Raw genomic sequence first — 17,795 nt, 5'->3', positions numbered from 1 at the left:
TTATTCCTTCGGTTCCCGTTTCCGTTGATACTCCGCGATGGCGGTGTATTCGGATTCCAGTTTCCGGCCCAACCGGATGTAAATCGGCATGATTTCCCGGTAGTTGGCGTAGGTTTCTGGGTTAGGTTGGTAAGTGTTGGTCTTGCCAATGAAGTTCTTGACCACGGAAAGGTTGTCGGCCAGGCCTAAACTAATTTGGGCAATCACCATGGCCCCTAAACAGCCGGCTTCGAAGGATTCCGCAATCGTCACGGGTTCTTCGAAGATGTCGGCTAACATTTGACGCCAGAGTGGCGAGCGGGCAAATCCACCGGAAGCCATGACCTTCTTAGGTTCACCAGCGGCTTCCTTGAGGGCCAATTCAACCGTGTACAGGTTGTAAACGATACCTTCCAGGGCGGCCCGAACCATGTGGGAGCGGTTGTGTTGCCGGGTCAAGCCAAAGAAGGAAGCCCGGGCGTTCCCGTCCCAGATTGGGGCCCGTTCACCACCCAAGAACGGGTGGAAAATCAGGCCGTCGGAACCGGCGGGAACCTGGCTAGCAATCTTGGTCAGCAAATCGTACGGGTCTTCGCCCATTTCCTTAGCCAACGCCTTTTCGGGCGCAAAGAGGTTGTCGCGGACCCAGCGGAAGACGATTCCCCCGTTGTTGACGGGGCCCCCGATGATCCACTTGCCGTCCATGACTGGGTAGCAGTAGATCCGGCCTTTCGGGTCGATTTGTGGCTTGTCCACGAAGGTCCGGACCACGCCGGAAGTCCCGATGGTGACGGAGACTTCGCCGTCGCCAATCGCCCCGGAACCGATTCCGGAAAGGGCCCCATCGGTCCCCCCCATGATGAACGGCATGTCTTCGTCAAAGCCAATTTCCTTGGCGTATTCGGGCTTCAAGCCCTTAACCTGGTAAGTGGCTTCCACTAATTCAGGCAACTGGTCGCGGGTCACACCCGTCAACTTCAGGGATTCTTCGTCCCAGTCCATGGTGTGGATGTTGAACAGACCGGTGGCCGCAGCCATCCCGTATTCTTCCTTTAATTGACCGAAGTACCGGTAAATCAAGTATTCCTTCAAGCCGACCCAGTAACGGGTTTGCTTGTAGATGTCTGGTCGTTCGTTCTTCAACCAGAGAATCTTGTAGACGGGGCCCATCGGGTGGTTCGGTAACCCGGTCCGTTTGTAGAGTTCCAGGCCGGAACCGTCCTTGTCCATCGCCGAAGCGTACTTTTCGGAACGGTTATCGGCCCAAGTGATGGCGTTGGTCAGTGGCTTGTGGTCCTTATCTAAGGCGATCAGGCTGTGCTGTTGCGTCGACCAAGCGACCCCTAAGACCTTGCCGTCCACCTTACCGGTAACTTCCTTTAAAGCCGCGACCGTGGCGTCAAAGATTACATCTGGATCTTCTTCGGCCATATCGGAGTTTTCTTGAATCAACGGGTACAGTTTGTTGGCGTAGCCGTAAATCTTCCCTTTTTTATCGTAGATGACCGCTTTGGTACTCGTGGTCCCAACATCAATTCCAATTAAATAGTCCATTTCGTTTCCCAGCTTTCTGTTTAAATAAAGATCGGCTATTGATAGCGAAAGCCGGGAACCCGACTTTAACACTATTGTTGCTCACGCTTCGATTGATAACGCCCTGTTCAGCCAGACGACGGCCAATAGCTACCGTCAACTCCACCGAGTTACTCGCTAACCAGGGATACCACCAGTCGAATCTCTTCCTATAAGTAGCGATTGCCGTTCAAAAACGACCAACCGCTGAACCATTTAGCGCATTGAGGGTAAAGAACGGGACCATGCCGCCTTGAGCGCACATGGTCCCATTCGGTTACCTCACTAGGCCAACGTGCTCGTTAATTCCCGAACTAATGGCTTGTTTGCAATTAAGTTCTTCACATCGCTGACACACTTTTCGCCCATGCCGTGTAAGCATTCGTAAGTGTATGCGGAGGTGTGGGGCGTCAGTAAGACGCGGTCGTTGTGTAAGAATGGGTGGCTAGCACGAACGGGTTCAACTTCAACCGCATCCGCAGCGTAACCGGATAATTGACCAGACTTGATACCATCTAAGACGGCCGTTTCGTCAATCAAAGCACCCCGGGCGTTATTGCAAAGGTAAGCGCCCTTCTTCATTTCAGCAACCTTTTCAGCGTTGATCAAGTGGTAGTTACCATCGTTCAGTGAGGCGTTTAAGGAAACGTAGTCACTGTTCTTCAGCAAGGTGTCGAGGTCCACGCGTTGAACGTTGTGGCTCTTCAACCAGCCTTCTGGAGCCTTTGGATCTGGGTCGGTGATGAACACTTGGCCACCAAAGACACTGAACAATTCAGCGACCCGGCTACCAATGTTCCCACAACCGATAACCCCAAAGGTCTTCCCGCTGAGTTCGTTACCCATGAATTCGGCCCGGTCTTCGTACCGGTCGTCACGTTCACGTTCAGCAGCAGCCACCGTCCGACGAACCAAGGTCAACAAGTTAACCAGTTCGTTTTCGGCAACGGAGTCCCGTTCAACCAATTGGGGCACGATGGTAACCTTAACGCCGTGTTCCTTAGCAGCCTTGATATCAACGTTGTTAAAGCCGATACCGTGACGGGAGATCAGTAACAAGCCTTCCGTGTTGTCGAAGAATTCTTTGTCAAACATTGGCGTTACGGACGCAATGATGATGTTGTAACCCTTCAGCTTAGCGGCTAAGGACTTACCGTCGATGTCGGTTGGGAGCATGAAGCGCTTGACTTCACCGATTTCTTCGAGTTCCTTCCAGTGTTCCGTGAAGACTTGACCAAAACTACTTGAGTTAACAACCGCAATCTTATATTCTGACATTTTTCTAATTGACCTCCATATTCTCTTGGTGAGACGTAAGATATTAATAGTGGATTATCTGTTTAAGGTGGTGTCCACCACGTTCCAGCCCCAGTGGGGCCGACCGGCAAGGCGACCAGTTTCATCCTCGTTGAAACGTGCTCCTGATGGGCAACCGGTTCCGCTTAACCCCAAGTCAGTCATTATCCAAAGTTCAGGATAATCACTGACTTGACGTTCATGCTCACCGGCTAAACGCCCGTCGTCGCACTCTATTAATTAATGTGAATCGTGTATTGCATGGTTTCTTGTTGGCCAGCAGCTAAGTGGTGGTTAGCTTCCTTAGTCGCCAATTCCCGCAAGTCGCCACTCACGTCAGGCAACCCGTTGAAGGGTTCAAGGCAGAGGAACGGTGCCTTGGCGCCTTCCTTGGTCCATAACGTGACGTAATCGAAATCCGTCAAATCCAATTTGATGGTGTGGGCGTTCTTCTTCGAGCGTAACGTGATACTCTTCAAAGCTGAGTCGTCCAAGATGATCAAGCCGGCGTCAAACATCTGGTAGTTCAACGCGATGACCCCGTCCGTTTGCGCAACTTCTAATTTCTTACCAGAACGGTAAGGGTTCGGCGTCTTCACAATTTCAAATTGTTCCAACTTCGCTGGCTTGGGATCTAAGACCAATTCGTAGTCGTCGAAGGTTTCACCGTCTTCAAATGGCACGTTGAAGGCTGGATGTGACCCTAGGGAGTACGACAAGTCTTGGGTGTCTTGGTTGTCGACCGTGAAGCTCAGGTGCAAACCGTCTGCCACGACCGTAAAGGTAATGTCTAGTTCGTACTTGAAGGGGTAATATTGTTGCGTTTCCGCGTTACCCTTAGTGCTTAACGTGACGTGGTCGACTGCTTGGTCCTTGACGTCAAACCGTAAACCACTGACAAACCCGTGTTGGGGCATCTCGTGCTTCTGGCCGTCAATCAAGTAAGCGTCGTCGTTCGACCGACCAATGGCGGGGAATAAGACCGGGGCGTGTTTTGGCCACAGGTCGTTGTTCCAGATCAGGTCGCGTTGGGTCTTCAAGTCAACCAGGTGCGTTAATTCGGCACCGACTTCGTTGATAATGGCTTGGAACTTATCATTTTGAATCGTAATCATAATGGCTCATTCCTCCAGTAATTGGGTGGCGTTAGGCAACGGTCTTCGCGTGATCTTTTAAAGCCTTTTCGAGCGTGGCCACGATAGCACCCTTGCCCGCGATCATTTGCTTGAAGTAACCTTCAACCTTAGTGCCCAAGCCAACCGCGTAGAGGTCTTGGCCGAAGATGGACGTGTTGGTCAAGATGTCCTTCAAGTGAGCGTGAACGTCGGTGTCTTCACCCAACTTGATGTCGCCCACGTACTTCTTCAAGTCATCCATCATTGGATCTGGACTTGGTTCGAAGGCTTGACCTTCGTCGTTAACGGCCATTAAGTAACGGAACCATGCGGCGATCGTCAACGGGATGAATTCCAACGTCGATGGGTCAAAGCCGTCACGCGCGACGTATTGCTTGATGGTTTCGCCGTAACGAACTGGAATCTTCTGGGAAGTATCCGTAGCGATCCGTTGTGGCGTATCTGGAATGTATGGGTTAGGCAGGCGCTTGTTGACCAATTGGTCGATGAAGTCCTTCGGGTTGATGACCTTAGGATCCGTAACCACTGGTAAGCCTTCAACGTAACCGATTTGCTTAATCAAAGCGACTAAGTCTTTGTCTTGTAATTCCTTGGAAATCGCCGTGAAGCCCAGGACACTCCCAAAGATAGCTAAGGCCGTGTGTAATGGGTTCAAGCAGGTAGTAACCTTCATTTGGTCGGCATCGTTAACCGTGTCGCGGTCAGTAACGATCACGCCGGCGTCTTCAAACTTCGGCCGACCATTTGGAAATTCGTCTTGAATGACTAAGTAGTGAACTTCTTCGGTGTTGGTGAATGGCGCGATGTTGGTGTGACGAGCGGTGTGCACGATTTGGTAATCTTCGAAACCGCTATCCTTTAATTTGTCGCTAACAGCTTCGGCTGGGTTAGGCGTAATCCGGTCAATCATGGAGATTGGGAAGCTGATTTGCTTAGGATCTTGTAAGTAAGCTAAGAAGGCGTCGTCTACGAAACCGTTGTCCTTCCAGCCCTTGGCAATCGTCAAGACGCTGTCCTTTAACCGGTCCCCGTTTTGGGAGAAGTTATCGGTACTGAGTAAGGCTAATGGTGTCTTGCCGTTTTGGTAACGAGCTAACAGTAAGGAAACTAAGCCGGCCATGTTGCCCTTAGGTTTTTCTGGGCCGTTGGCGATGTCGGCCTTGGTCAGGTCGTTTAAGGCGCCATCAACGGTCCGTAAGTTGTAACCCTTTTCAGTAATGGAGAAAGTAACCACTTGTAAGGATGGGTTCTTGAAGATTTCAAACATCCGGTCCCAACCAGCCTGGTCAGTTGGGCTGAAGAAGTGGGCTTCACCAACGGACGCGATGAGTTCCTTATCGAAATTCCCATCGGCCTTGGTAACGACCCGTAAGATCCGGTTGTTGTAGGCGTTGTAGATGTCCTTCACAACACCATCATCGTAGGTTTCAGCAACGACGACACCGGAGTCCAGTTCGCCCTTTTCAATTAATGTGTTCGCGATAGCGGCGTGGAATGCCCGGAACAGGTTCCCACCACCGAAGTGGACCCAACGAGGATGGTCAGCAGTTGCTTGCTTGATCTTCGCTTGATCATAAGTAGGAACTTTGATGCCCGCCTGTTCAAAGGCGGCCTTGTTATTTAAGTAATCGTCGTTTAATTTAACCATTTAGAAACATCCTTTCTTCTGTCGTATCCATTGCGTTAAGTCTGAATGTCATGCGGTTCAGGTGAACTTATATATCAGTAATGGCTTGTAACCGATTTCATCTTACAATATACGGCTAAAATGTCAAGTCGCATTTTTGAGGAAATGAGGAAATTTGGCACACTTATCGTTGATATATCAGCGATTATCCGTAATCCAATAAAATCAATTTATTTATTAATCTAATACATCAGTTGGCTTTTAGACCGCAAATTAGGTAACATTTTGGTGCAATTTTCAAATGTTAACGTGAACATTTATATACTCATAGTATAACACGTCCCCCAAAATCTTCAATCCCATCAGCTGATATATCACTTAAAAATATCTAAACTCTTCCTATTATATAGACTAATTTAATTTCGATTGTTTTTATTTCGTCTTAAAATTTCACACGTTTTCATTTTGACCATTTTTTCAAGTCAAAACAAAACCGCACCCCTAATTAGTGGATGCGGTACTTGCTTAGAGTTTAGGTGCGGTAGCGGCTTGATGCCCGCGGCGGAAAACCCACACCACCATCACGACACAGTAGATTAGTGAGAAGCCCCAGGCCACCGGGTTGGCGTAGCAGATACCCACGAAGCCCAGTGAGGTAATGGCCAAGATACTTGCCAACGACCGCCCCAGAAGTTCGCCGATCCCGGACACGATGGCGTAGAGGCTATGCCCCCACCCTTGTAAAGTGTTCCGGAAAATCATCAATAATCCGTGAACCGGGAAGAAGAAGCTGATGATGAAGATGTACTGGTTCGCACTTTGCACGGCACTAGCCGCGTGGTGCCCCAGGATCATGGTGACAAACGTGGTCTTAAACAAGTTGATGACCACGAAGGCCACCGCCGAATAAATCACCTGAATCCAGATACCACTAAAGATGCCGGCCTTCATGCGCTGACGAGCTTGCGCACCATCGTTTTGCGCTTGGTAGGTCGCGATGGCCGCCCCGACACTTTCCATGGGTAAGGTGAACAGCTGGCGCACCTTTTCGGCCGCCGACTGGGCCGCCACGATGGTCGGTCCCAGCAGGTTAATGGCGTCCTGCATGATGATGGCCCCGATGGCCGACACGGAGTATTCCAGGCCCATCGGTAACCCGATCACGCACATGCGTTTAATCCGCGGCCCGCGCCAGCGCCAGTCCGCGCGGCGCACCGTGATGGGCTGACGACTGCCCCGGAAGAGCATCAGGTTCAACAAGCCGCCGACAAATTCGCTAATGACCGTGGCCCAGGCAATCCCGGCGATGCCTAGATGAAAGACTAAGACAAACACCAGGTCCAGGATGATGTTTAAGACCAACGAGGCCATCAGGAAGTACAGCGGATGGATCGAATCGCCGAACGCCCGCAACGCGTCGGCCGAGTAGTTGTATAAAATATTGGCCGGAATCCCGAAGAACGAAATCGTAGTAAAGGTCAACGCCATTCCCAAAATACTCTTGGGCGTGTTCAGGGCGACTAACAGGCTATGGGCCGAGAGCATCATCACCGGCGTAAAAATCAACGCCATGATCAGGCACAGCCAGACCGCGTTGGTCAAAAACTCGCGGCTTTCCTGGTCGGCTTGTTTCCCCACACTGTGGGACAACGGAATGCTAAAGCCGATACAACTTCCCTGGATAAAGCCCAGGATCAAGAAATTCAACGGGTAATAGACCCCGACGGCCGCCACGGCGTCGATGCCTAACAGGCGACCGACGATGAGAGTATCAATAAAGTTATAGAGTTGCTGGAAGATGGAGCCGCCCACCAGCGGCAGGGAAAAGAGCAGAATCTTTTTCAGGGGACTCCCATGGGTCAAATCAATTGCGTCCAAAACGGACCTCCTTACACGTTGTCGCGTTGTCGCTTCACGCCGTCGAGCAAGATTAGCTATGGTGGGCACGGTTTCGAAGCCTCCCAACCCGAGTCTTCGAAACACGACCTTAACCTAAGCCGACAAAAGACGTCGACTAAGGTTAATTTCACCATAGCAAATCAAGTCGACTCTGTTCCGCTGGGGGACTTTTTTCCATTTCCCCAACGCCGATTAATTTACTATTTACCGAGGAACCATTTCTCGGTTAGGTTTCCCAATCAGGTTTGTCCCCCGATGAGCGGTAACCTATTTCGAATCCAGCCCAAGCAAAAGGGGAAACCAATTTTTATCGAATTGATTTCCCCTCACCACTATTCCGTGGCAGTCACTCGATTACCCTCATGATACCGCGAAAAGCGGTTTAATTTCTAGATTGAAATTAAATCCTTGATGCTGAAGTTGATGCCTAATTGGTAACTTTGCGCATCCAGGTTGGCGTAACGGATGATCACTTGCCGCTTCTCGCCGTCGAAGTACCAGCCCTCTTCCGCGTCGGCAAACTTCGCCGCGTTCAGGAACCGCGGTAAGTCGCGTCCTGCCAGGTTGACGCTGAGTGGCGCCATGGTTGGGCAGCAAACTTCGAATTCCATGGTCTTCACCTGAGTTGGGTAATCACCCTCACGTGCCACGTCGATCGTGACGCCATCGGCCGTAGCCTGGGCGCTCAACTTGGTCCGTAACGATTGCCCTTGCTTGTAATCGTTGGTGACCCCGTCGTCTTCGTACAGGGTGAAGTCAACGTCTTGACTAGCTTCGACCAGTACGTTGAGGTGATCGATCACGTCGTTATGCAGGTTGTCGATGCCAAAGCTCCGTGGCACGATACTGCCCGTCCGTAAGAACATCGGGATACTGCCTAAGTCGACCGGTACCGTGATGGTCTGACCGCCATCGTAGTATTGCGCGGTCTTCAAATCTAACCACCGACAACCGGCTGGCAGGTAAACGTCCTTTTCCGTTTGTCCCTTGTCCACCACGTTGGCGACCAGTAGCGAGGACCCCAGCATGAATTCGAAACTTTCTTCGGCCACCTTGGGGTCGTCTTGGAATTCGTAAACCAGCGGCCGCATGATCGGTGACCCCTTGGTCGATGCTTCGTACAGCAGGGAGTAGAAGTACGGCACTAAGGTGTACCGTAACTTGATGGCCGCCCGGATGTACTTGGTGTACGCCGGGTAGGTCCAAGGTTCGGTGACCGTGTTGTCGTTGTTGCAGGAGTGAATCGAGAACCGCGGTTGGAAAATCCCGTTTTGGACCCACCGGACGAACAGTTCCGGTTCCGGCAACGGCCCGTCGAACCCACCGATGTCACAGCCTTGGTTGGCAACCCCGGAAAGGCCCATCCCCAGAATCGTCGGGATGTTGTATTTCACGTTGGTCCAGCTGGTGTAGTTGTCGCCGGCCCAGGTCTGCGCGTACCGTTGAATCCCCGCGAAGCCGGCCCGGTTGATTGAGTACGGCCGGACGTTCGGGTCATACTGCTTCAACGCATTGATCCCGGTCTTGGCCATCAACGTCGACATGATCGGTTTAACGGCCCCGATGGTTTGATGTACCCCGTCGGCGTCGACCGTGGCACTGTCATCGTTGATTTCAAATTCGTTGTTGTCGTTCCATAACGAGGTGATGCCGATGGACGCCAGAGCGTCGATAATCTTTTGGCCCCAGGCATCCCGACCGTTGGGACTGGTAAAGTCCACGAAGTGTGCCGGGCCGCCCCAGTACTGATCGATCTCGTCGGCAGTCCCGTCCGCCGTCTTCACGTAAGCGTTCTTTTGTTGGAACTCGGGCGTGATTGGATTGGTGGTCAGGATACCGGGTTTGATGTTTGGCGCCAGAAGAACGCCCCGTTTCTTGAGCTCGGCCACGAATTTGGCCGGGTCCGGAAAACGCTTCTTGTTCCAGTTGAACACGTAGCGCTTGCCGTCCTCACCCGACGTGTAGCCGGAAGATAAGAAGAAGCCGTCACAGGGAATGCCGTTTTTCTTGCAGGTATCCACGAAATCCAGGATGGCGTCGTCGGAATGTTCGTCCAGTTCGGTGTAGAACATGGTCGAGCCCATGTACCCCAGCGACGGTAACGGCATCATGGCCGTCTTCCCGGTCAGGTCGGTGTAGTGTTCCACGACCTTTTTGATGGTGGGACCCCCGATGAAGAAGACGTCAAGGTCGCCGCCGTCACACTGGAAGTAACTGTAGCGTAACCAGTAGTTACTGTGTTCGCAGTCCATGTCGAAGACGGAATCGTACATGTTGTTGTAGAACAACCCGCTGGCCAGGTTAGCTTGGGTGTCGAAGTCGATGTAAAACGGAATCATCTTATACAACGGGTCGGACTTTTTAGCGTTCCAGCCCAGCGAGTCGGTGTTGTGCATCCGCATCCGGCGCTTGAACTTGTTCAGCTTGCCGGACTTTTCACCAAATCCGTAGAACTTATCGTGGTCGCCCATACTACTGTAGTGGAAGCTGCGTCCCAGATTGTCCTGCACGAACGAGCGCTTGGCCAAGTCCTTGTGGACCACGTGACCGTTTTCGTCGATGATTTCAAAGTAAAACGGGTCGGCGTGGATATGTAGCGTGTACTTGCCGTTGTTGACCGTGTACCCATCATCGGTGGTCTTCAAATCGATGGCAATTGGTGTGACCCGTTGCCGTTCATCGGCTAACAGGTCGTCGGCCGCATCGTCCCACGCGGTCTTGACTAAGGCGTAGGATTCCTCCGGCGCAAACTCCTGATCAAAGGTTCCGCGAATCCGGATGATGTTTTCATCCAAGAGGTAGACCCGGAACTGGGCGCCGTCCGTTGCCACATCCAGATAATCGTGATGGTCAGTAACGTTCAGCAGTTTAGAACTAACTTTCATGTGATGCACCTCCGAAATCTAGTGATTGTTGCTATTCAATTGGTCATAGTCTAACACACCAGTTAAACTTTTTGAGGGCGCTTTCACGAACTTTGACGGTCGCTCAGCCGAGCTAAGGCGGTAACCTCACGAGGAAATCCGCCTGAGTCTTGGGCTTTTTAGCCATAAGTCGGCGCTAGACCCCCTAATTAGTTTCAAGTGATATATCAGAATATCGTGACAGGTTTACTTTAATTGACTCTGTAAGCGCTGTCAACGAATTTTCTTTAAATTCTTAAATTCCAGCGATAATCCCGGAGTATAGCGGTTTACCGCCATTATCATTTTAATTTTCAGATTGTGATTTAACGATTTTATGTTGAAAGCGGTTTCCTTCCGTGCTATTCTCTAGGTAACTTCTATACCAGTTTGGAGGCAGATAATTTGGTCACAGCTAAAATTCCGTGGCCACCGATGATTAGCTTTTGCTATTGTTCAGTTTCAACGCTTGGTAACCGTCTTTTATCACAAAAATTTATTTAGGAAGTGAATTTCGTTGGATAAGACACAAAAGACTATTACAGTTTCCGCGGCACCGTTCAACATTAAAGATAAGATTGGGTATATGTTCGGTGATATCGGGAATAACTTCTCGTTTAACGTGGTTAACTCGTTCTTAATGATTTTCTATACCAACGTGCTTGGTTTGACCGGGTCACAAGTTGGGATTATCTTCTTAATCGCGCGGTTCGTCGATGCCTTTGCCGACATCACCGTGGGACGATTAGTCGATAACAGTAAGTTACATAAGATTGGTCGGTTCAAACCTTGGATCAACCGGATGCGTTACCCATTACTGATTGCTTTGGTTCTGTTATTCGTCCCAATCGTTAAGGACTGGGCTTTACCAATGCGGTTAGGTTGGGTCTTCATCACCTACATCGCTTGGGGGATCTTCTACTCCTCAGTTAACATCCCTTACGGTTCTATGGCTTCTGCCATCAGTAGTGACCCGAACGACAAGACGTCCCTATCGACGTTCCGTTCCATTGGGTCTGCCGTTGGTTCCGCCATCACCAGTTACATCATCCCAATGTTCATCTACATCGGCGCTTCCCAAAAGATTTCCGGGAGCCGGTTCTTCTGGGTGGTTGTCGCTTGTGCCATTTTAGGTTACGTCTGCTACGAATTGACCACGAAGCTGACCACGGAACGTGTTCGGACTGAAAAGTCTGAAAAGGTTCCCCTGGGCCGCGTGGTTAAAGGAATGTTCGAAAACAAGGCCTTGATTGTCTTGGTTTTAGTCGACATCATGATCGTTATCAACCAAAACCTGTCTGGGACTTTGATTTCCTACCTGTTTAACGACTACTTCAAGAACACCTCTGCCATGGGGATTGCCTTGATTTTCAACTTTGCGACCGTTATTCTGTTGGCCCCATTCAGTAACTGGATGACGCGGACGTTTGGTCGTAAGGAATGTTCTATCGTCGCACTGTTAATCGGTGCTGCTATCTACGGAACTTTGATGGTTTCTCACACTAGCAACATGTACTTCTACTTGACTATGATGTTCTTTGGTTCCTTGGGTGCCGGGGTCTTCAACCTGATGGTTTGGGCCTTCATCACCGACGTTATCGATAACCACGAAGTCTTGACGGGTGTCCGTGAAGACGGGATCGTGTACGGGGTTAACTCCTTCGCCCGGAAGGTTGCCCAAGCGATCGCTGGTGGTTTCGGTGGGTTCATGTTGACCTTCATCGGTTACAAGTCCTCCACTGGTGGTGGTGCCGTTCAATCGCAAGCCGTTATTGACAAGATCTACAACTTGGCAACCGGTGTGCCAACGGTCTGCCTGTTAGTCGCTGCCTTACTGTTACTCTTCTTCTACCCACTGAGCAAGAAGCGCGTCAACTCTAACGCCGCTCAATTAGCTAAGATTCACAATGCGAACGCCGAAGAAGAAAAGAAGGAACAAGCTGAAGGCTAATCCCTTTAGCTGCCGACTGACTCGTCAGTTAAGTTTCGGATAAACGAAATCATATTCTATGAAGGAGTTTTCTCATGACTTTATTAAACGAAGATTTTCTGTTAACCAATGACCCGGCCAAGACGTTGTACCACGATTACGCCGAAAACATGCCGATCATCGACTACCATTGTCACTTGGAACCAAAAGACATTTATGAAAACAAGAACTACCCGAACATCACCCGTCTGTGGTTGAATGACGGGAGCTTAGGTGACCACTACAAGTGGCGCCTCGAACGGGCCAACGGGGTTCCCGAAGACCTCATCACCGGTGACGGCGACGAATACCAGAAGTTCCTGGCCTGGGCCGGGACCATCGAAAAGTCGATTGGGAACCCACTCTACGAATGGACCCACCTGGAATTAAAGCGCTTCTTCGGTATCGACGAACCGCTCAACACCAAGTCCGCTCCCGCTATCTGGAAGAAAGCCAACGAACTGGTTCAAAGCGAAGCCTTCAAGCCCCGCAACCTGATTAAGAACATGAACGTCAAGGTGGCCTGCACCACCGACGACCCGGCTTCCGACCTGCACTACCACAAGCTGATCAGAGAAGACGAAGCGGAAAACGGCTTCAAGGTCCTCCCAGCGATGCGGCCAGATAACCTGGTCCGGATCAACCAAGGCGACTTCGGGGCTTACCTGAAGAAGTTGGGCGACGTGGCTGGGGTTGAAATCACCGACTACGACAGCCTGGTCAAGGCCTTAGACAACCGCTTCAAGTTCTTCACCGAAATGGGCGGCCGTCTGTCCGACCACGGGTTGAACTCGTATCACTTCCGCAAGATCTCCAAGGATGAATTTAACCAGATTCTGGCTAAGGCCGCTAAGGACAACACCCAGTTGACCGCTGCCGAAGTCGACGGTTACACCACCCTGCTGTTAGAAGAACTCATGCGGCTGAACAAGCAATACGACTTCACCATGCAATACCATATGAACGTGTTGCGGAACGCTAACGGCCCAATGTTCCGGAAGTTAGGCGCCGACGCTGGATTTGACTCCATGGGGTCCGAACCCGGAATCGCCGGTGAAATCATGGCCCTGCTCAGCGACATGGCCGAAGAAAACAACATTCCTAAGACCATCCTCTTCTCCACCAACCCGAACGATTGGCTGGAACTGGCCACTGGGATGCAAAGCTTCCAGGGTGAAGTCAAGCAGAAGCTACAACTCGGCTGTGCTTGGTGGTTCAACGATACTCGCGAAGGGATGCACGACCAACTGCGCATCATGGCCCAACAAAGCTTGTTGCCAAACTTCGTCGGGATGTTGACCGACTCACGGAGCTTCCTCTCCTACCCACGGCACGAATACTTCCGCCGGGTATTGTGTGACCTGATCGGTGAATGGGTCGTGCGGGGACAAGTTCCTGACGACTACGCTTACCTGGGTCAGATCGTTCAAGATATTTCCTACAACAACGCGAAAAACTACTTCGGCTTCTTCAAGTAAGTCGTTGATGAAAAGGATCAGTCCGCAACGGGCTGATCCTTTTTGGTAAGAATGACCCCCTGCGCTGCCGAACCCCCCCCGGCTGATTTACCGGTGGCTGGTTGTTTTCCGTTGATGTTTCGTTATAGAATAGGTTCATAGACTAAAAAATGACTAGTCGTTGGGCTAGTCATTTTCTGTACGAATAGGAGGCCAACCATGGCGAAAAAAATTGAACACACGACCGAGATTCTGCTGGTGGTCCTAGCTATCGGGATTCTCATGCGCTCCCCCATCACCACCTTACCCCTAGTGCTCACCCAGCTGGCCCACCACCTGGCCGTTTCGACCGGGAGCCTGGGGATTCTGACCACCCTACCCCTGGTCATGTTTCTGCTCTTTTCCAACTTTGCCGCCCTCCCGCTAGCCAAGTGGGGCATCAAACCGGCAATGACCGTGGCGCTCATTCTGCTGTTGGCGGGATCGGCCCTGCGGCTGGTGATCACCCTGCCGACCATGCTATTGGGGACCGTCCTGATTGGGATCAGCATCGCCCACCTAAACGTCTTCATGCCCGCGTTCATCAAGGCCTATTTTCCCTTAAGAATCGCGCTGTACACCACCCTGTACTCGTTTTCGATGAACCTGGGGAGTGCCGGCTTTAACCTGGTGACCGCGCCGGTCGTGACCCACTGGGGCTGGCAGGCGATTCTGCTGATTCTGACCGTGGTGCCCCTTCTGGTGGTCATTTTCTGGGGTCTGATGAGTCATCATCTCCCGGAAAAAATGAAGGCTTTGCCCGCCCACCAAGCCGTCCGTGCGCCGCACCGCAGCATCTGGGCTAACCCGCACGCCTGGCTATTTCTGATTACTTTCGGTTGCCAATCGCTCCTGAACTACACCATGGCCGCCTGGTTTCCCGTGCTGATGGGCTACCATCAGCTGAGTGCCGGGCACATCGGCATCATCATGGCGGTCTACTCGCTGGTCGGTATCCCCGTGTACATCCTGACGCCGCACCTGCTCACGGAACTGGGGCCGACCGGGTTAAAGATCCTGGTAGCCATCCCCGGCGCCTGCGGGATCATTGCCGGGCTGATGCTGTTCTTCCAGGACACCGCCTCGTTTGGCTTCTGGTTGACCGAAAACATCCTGGTCGGCATCGCCATCAGTTTTTTCTTCATCTACACCACGACCATGTTCGGCTTAAAGACCGACGACCCCCTGACCACCGCGCGGCTCTCCGGCATGGCGCAAGCCGGCGGGTACTTCATGGCCGCCCTGGGTCCGTCACTCTACGGCTGGGCTTACCGGATCAACCCGACCGGCCTGCCGCAAAATTTCGTCTACGTGGGCCTGATCGTGGTCGCCATTATCGGTGCCCTGCGCATCCAACGCCTCACTAAAATTCATTAATCCTCGTCAACTGGCGAACCATCCCGATGGTTCACCAGTTTTTTTAATTTGGGGGTAACTTTCTCCTCGCTGCCCCTTGAAAGCGGTTTCTTTGCCTGCTACTCTAAGAGTATCTCCTCCGGGTTCTGCGACCGATGGAATCCGGGACCTTCCTAGAAAGCTGGTGGTTTCATGCAATTAAACGTCTTAGAGCACCTGACCTACGCCGAGGTTCACGCCAACGCGACCGCCGCGATTCAGACGGCCATCGACGCTTGCGCTCAGGTCGGTGGGGGGACGGTCCTCGTCCCCGGCAGTGGGCCGTACGTCATCGACGGGCTGGTCTTGAAGAGTCACGTTACCTTACATATTGCGGCCGGCGCCACTTTGGTCGGCTCCGGCAACGAAGCGCGCTACACCCACCGACCGGGCCCGTTTGAACTGAACCGGCACAATACTCCCATCTGCGGGCTGATCTACGCCAAGGGGCAGACCGACATCGCCATCACCGGTGCCGGGGCCATCGACGGGAATTTCCAACGGTTCATCTACCCGGATCAGGGCGACGAGGTCCATCTGAAGTTCTACAAATACCCCCGCCCGATGACGGTCTACTTCGAGGACTGCCACCAGGTGCGGTTGCAAGACGTGACGCTGCAAAACGCCCCGTTCTGGACGGTCCACCTGGTCGGCTGTCACAATACCGAAATTGCCCGCGTCACCATCCACAACGAGCCGCGGATGCCCAACACCGACGGCATCGACGTCGACCGCAGTCACAACACCTACATCCACGACTGCGCCATCGTGACCGGTGACGATGCCATCTGCCCTAAGTGCACCGAAGAAACCGCGGCGTACGGCGACTGCACCAATTTACTGGTCGAAAACTGTACCATTCGAACCCAAAGTTCCGCGGTCAAATTTGGCAGTAGTAGCTTCGGCAACTTCTACAACTGCCACTTCCAGCACCTGACCATCACCAACACCAACCGCGGCCTGACCTTCCAGCTACGCGACCCGGGCAGTGCCGAAAACATCCGCTTCAACGACATCTCGATTGCCACCAAACACTACAGTCAGGAATGGTGGGGCGCCGGAGAACCCATCTTCATCTCACTTCTGCCCCGCGACGCGCAGACCGACCTGACTGGTCAAGTCATTCGCAACGTCAGCTTCACCAACATCACCTGTGACGCCGAAAACGGCCTCTTTATCGGGTCGGTGGCCGACCACATGATTCAAAATCTGACGTTCGACCACGTGACCCTCACGTTGCGCCGGCCCCTGGACAGCCCCGTCCAATACGATCTGCGTCCCTGGCAGGGCACGCCGAAGATTTTCGCACCCCTCCGCGGTATCGAGACCTACGGCGAAAATTCGTACACCACCCACGCCTTTGTCGTTCACCCCGCCACTTAGAACAGGAGTCTCGCCATGGCAATCTTAATTGGACTCATTCCCGCCCTCTTCTGGGGCATCCTACCGATCTGGATGCGTAAGGTCACCGGCGGTAGTTTCTTACAACAGCTCTTGGGCACCAGCATGGGTATCGTAATCACCGCCACGGTGCTCCAACTGATCTTTCGGTTCAGCATCAGTGGTCACGATTTCTGGCTATACTTTATCTCCGGGGCCTTCTGGAGCTTCGGACAATGCGGCCAGTACTGGGGCTACGGCAAGCTGGGCGTCAGTCTGACCATGCCGCTATCCACGGCCTTTCAAATCATTGGCAACTCGCTGATTGGCGGTTGGCTGTTCGGCGAATGGACTGGCTGGCACGACAACCTAATTGGCTTGGGTGCCCTGGTCATCATCATCCTCGGCGTCCTGGTCGCCAACGGTATTGTCGGCTTTTCGCTCAAAAACCTGCGCGGCTACCTGGTCCTGCTAGCGACCACCTTTGGGTACTGGGGGTACTCCGGCTTCCCGCACTACGCCAACTCGACCAGCGGCATCAACGGCTTCTTGCCCCAAGCGCTGGGGATGTTGAGCACGTCGCTACTCCTCTACTTGATTGGCCGCCGGAAGCTACCGGGCAACGACCCGGCCGGCATCAAGAACATCACGTCCGGCCTGATCTTCTCGGTCTCCTCGTCCGTCTACCTGATTTCGCTGCAACTCAACGGACTGGTCAACGCCTTCGTGCTAACGCAGTTAAACGTGGTGGTTGCTACGCTTCTGGGAATCATCATCCTCAAGGAGGCGGACCCGCGGCGCACCCTCACCACCTCCGCGGGACTCGGCATCTTGATTGCCGGGGCCGTGTTGATGGTCCAGATTTGATTAGAACTTACCTTAGATGACCAATCTGGAGGGATTCAGCGCTTCCGGGCCAGTCAGAAACGGGCTGGAACGGGATGGGTACGGCTTCAAGCCCATAGCCCGGGTCTTGAAGACCGACCTTTGTCTAGGCCAGTAAAAAACACTGGCCAAGACAAACGACATCCCTGAGCCCATTTCTGACTGGCCCTCCAGCTCACATGAGTTATAACAGTAATTAAACTGGATTATTTTAACTAAGAGGCCATAAATGGGTATCTAAATCAGTGGTTGAGATTT

Annotated in this window: 11 protein-coding genes; 5 read left to right on the top strand and 6 right to left on the bottom strand. The window is 52.4% G+C overall.

Annotation, left to right across the window (positions count from 1 at the left end; translation table 11 throughout):
• From gntK to FD38_RS10805, 6 genes are all read right to left on the bottom strand, one after another.
• Positions 1 to 1,533, bottom strand: a complete 1,533-nt coding sequence (gene gntK, locus FD38_RS10830; RefSeq protein ID WP_057734110.1) for a gluconokinase — start codon at positions 1,531 to 1,533, stop codon at positions 1 to 3.
• Between the two features lie 303 nt (positions 1,534 to 1,836).
• Positions 1,837 to 2,829 (bottom strand): D-isomer specific 2-hydroxyacid dehydrogenase family protein, encoded by a 993-nt coding sequence (locus tag FD38_RS10825; RefSeq protein ID WP_057734108.1) that lies wholly within the window; start codon positions 2,827 to 2,829, stop codon positions 1,837 to 1,839.
• Positions 2,830 to 3,083: 254 nt separating this feature from the next.
• Positions 3,084 to 3,962, bottom strand: a complete 879-nt coding sequence (locus tag FD38_RS10820; RefSeq protein WP_057734106.1) for an aldose 1-epimerase family protein — start codon at positions 3,960 to 3,962, stop codon at positions 3,084 to 3,086.
• Between the two features lie 31 nt (positions 3,963 to 3,993).
• Positions 3,994 to 5,631: a mannitol dehydrogenase family protein gene (locus tag FD38_RS10815; RefSeq protein ID WP_057734104.1), complete on the bottom strand. Its 1,638-nt coding sequence runs from the start codon at positions 5,629 to 5,631 to the stop codon at positions 3,994 to 3,996.
• Positions 5,632 to 6,135: 504 nt separating this feature from the next.
• On the bottom strand, positions 6,136 to 7,488 hold the full coding sequence (locus FD38_RS10810) for an MATE family efflux transporter (protein ID WP_057734102.1): 1,353 nt from the start codon (positions 7,486 to 7,488) through the stop codon (positions 6,136 to 6,138).
• A 410-nt stretch (positions 7,489 to 7,898) separates the two neighbouring features.
• Positions 7,899 to 10,394 (bottom strand): glycoside hydrolase family 31 protein, encoded by a 2,496-nt coding sequence (locus FD38_RS10805; protein WP_057734100.1) that lies wholly within the window; start codon positions 10,392 to 10,394, stop codon positions 7,899 to 7,901.
• A 535-nt stretch (positions 10,395 to 10,929) separates the two neighbouring features.
• Between FD38_RS10805 and FD38_RS10800 the strand changes: the two genes are divergently transcribed.
• The 5 genes from FD38_RS10800 to FD38_RS10780 all read left to right on the top strand — a co-directional run bounded on the left by FD38_RS10800 (position 10,930) and on the right by FD38_RS10780 (position 17,519).
• Positions 10,930 to 12,363, top strand: coding sequence for an MFS transporter (locus FD38_RS10800; RefSeq protein ID WP_057734098.1), 1,434 nt, complete (start codon positions 10,930 to 10,932; stop codon positions 12,361 to 12,363).
• A 74-nt stretch (positions 12,364 to 12,437) separates the two neighbouring features.
• Entirely contained in the window at positions 12,438 to 13,859 is a 1,422-nt protein-coding gene (gene uxaC / locus FD38_RS10795; protein ID WP_057734096.1) for a glucuronate isomerase, read from the top strand.
• A 198-nt stretch (positions 13,860 to 14,057) separates the two neighbouring features.
• Positions 14,058 to 15,254 (top strand): MFS transporter, encoded by a 1,197-nt coding sequence (locus FD38_RS10790; protein ID WP_057734094.1) that lies wholly within the window; start codon positions 14,058 to 14,060, stop codon positions 15,252 to 15,254.
• Between the two features lie 171 nt (positions 15,255 to 15,425).
• Entirely contained in the window at positions 15,426 to 16,655 is a 1,230-nt protein-coding gene (locus tag FD38_RS10785) for a glycoside hydrolase family 28 protein (protein WP_057734091.1), read from the top strand.
• Between the two features lie 15 nt (positions 16,656 to 16,670).
• The gene (locus FD38_RS10780) at positions 16,671 to 17,519 is read left to right on the top strand and encodes a GRP family sugar transporter (protein WP_057734089.1); all 849 of its coding nucleotides are present in this window, start codon (positions 16,671 to 16,673) and stop codon (positions 17,517 to 17,519) included.
• The last annotated feature ends 276 nt before the right edge of the window (positions 17,520 to 17,795 follow it).

It is taken from the genome of Levilactobacillus zymae DSM 19395 (assembly GCF_001434115.1).
GTDB lineage: Bacteria > Bacillota > Bacilli > Lactobacillales > Lactobacillaceae > Levilactobacillus > Levilactobacillus zymae.
Note: the sequence above shows the minus strand (reverse complement) of the source record. Positions and strands in the feature narration are given on the sequence as shown.

Bases quoted from the DNA above. Each gene is read 5' to 3' on its own strand.
- gntK (WP_057734110.1), bottom strand. From the start codon at position 1,533: ATGGACTATTTAATTGGAATTGATGTTGGGACCACGAGTACCAAAGCG.
- FD38_RS10825 (WP_057734108.1), bottom strand. From the start codon at position 2,829: ATGTCAGAATATAAGATTGCGGTTGTTAACTCAAGTAGTTTTGGTCAA.
- FD38_RS10820 (WP_057734106.1), bottom strand. From the start codon at position 3,962: ATGATTACGATTCAAAATGATAAGTTCCAAGCCATTATCAACGAAGTC.
- FD38_RS10815 (WP_057734104.1), bottom strand. From the start codon at position 5,631: ATGGTTAAATTAAACGACGATTACTTAAATAACAAGGCCGCCTTTGAA.
- FD38_RS10805 (WP_057734100.1), bottom strand. From the start codon at position 10,394: ATGAAAGTTAGTTCTAAACTGCTGAACGTTACTGACCATCACGATTAT.
- uxaC (WP_057734096.1), top strand. From the start codon at position 12,438: ATGACTTTATTAAACGAAGATTTTCTGTTAACCAATGACCCGGCCAAG.
- FD38_RS10790 (WP_057734094.1), top strand. From the start codon at position 14,058: ATGGCGAAAAAAATTGAACACACGACCGAGATTCTGCTGGTGGTCCTA.
- FD38_RS10785 (WP_057734091.1), top strand. From the start codon at position 15,426: ATGCAATTAAACGTCTTAGAGCACCTGACCTACGCCGAGGTTCACGCC.
- FD38_RS10780 (WP_057734089.1), top strand. From the start codon at position 16,671: ATGGCAATCTTAATTGGACTCATTCCCGCCCTCTTCTGGGGCATCCTA.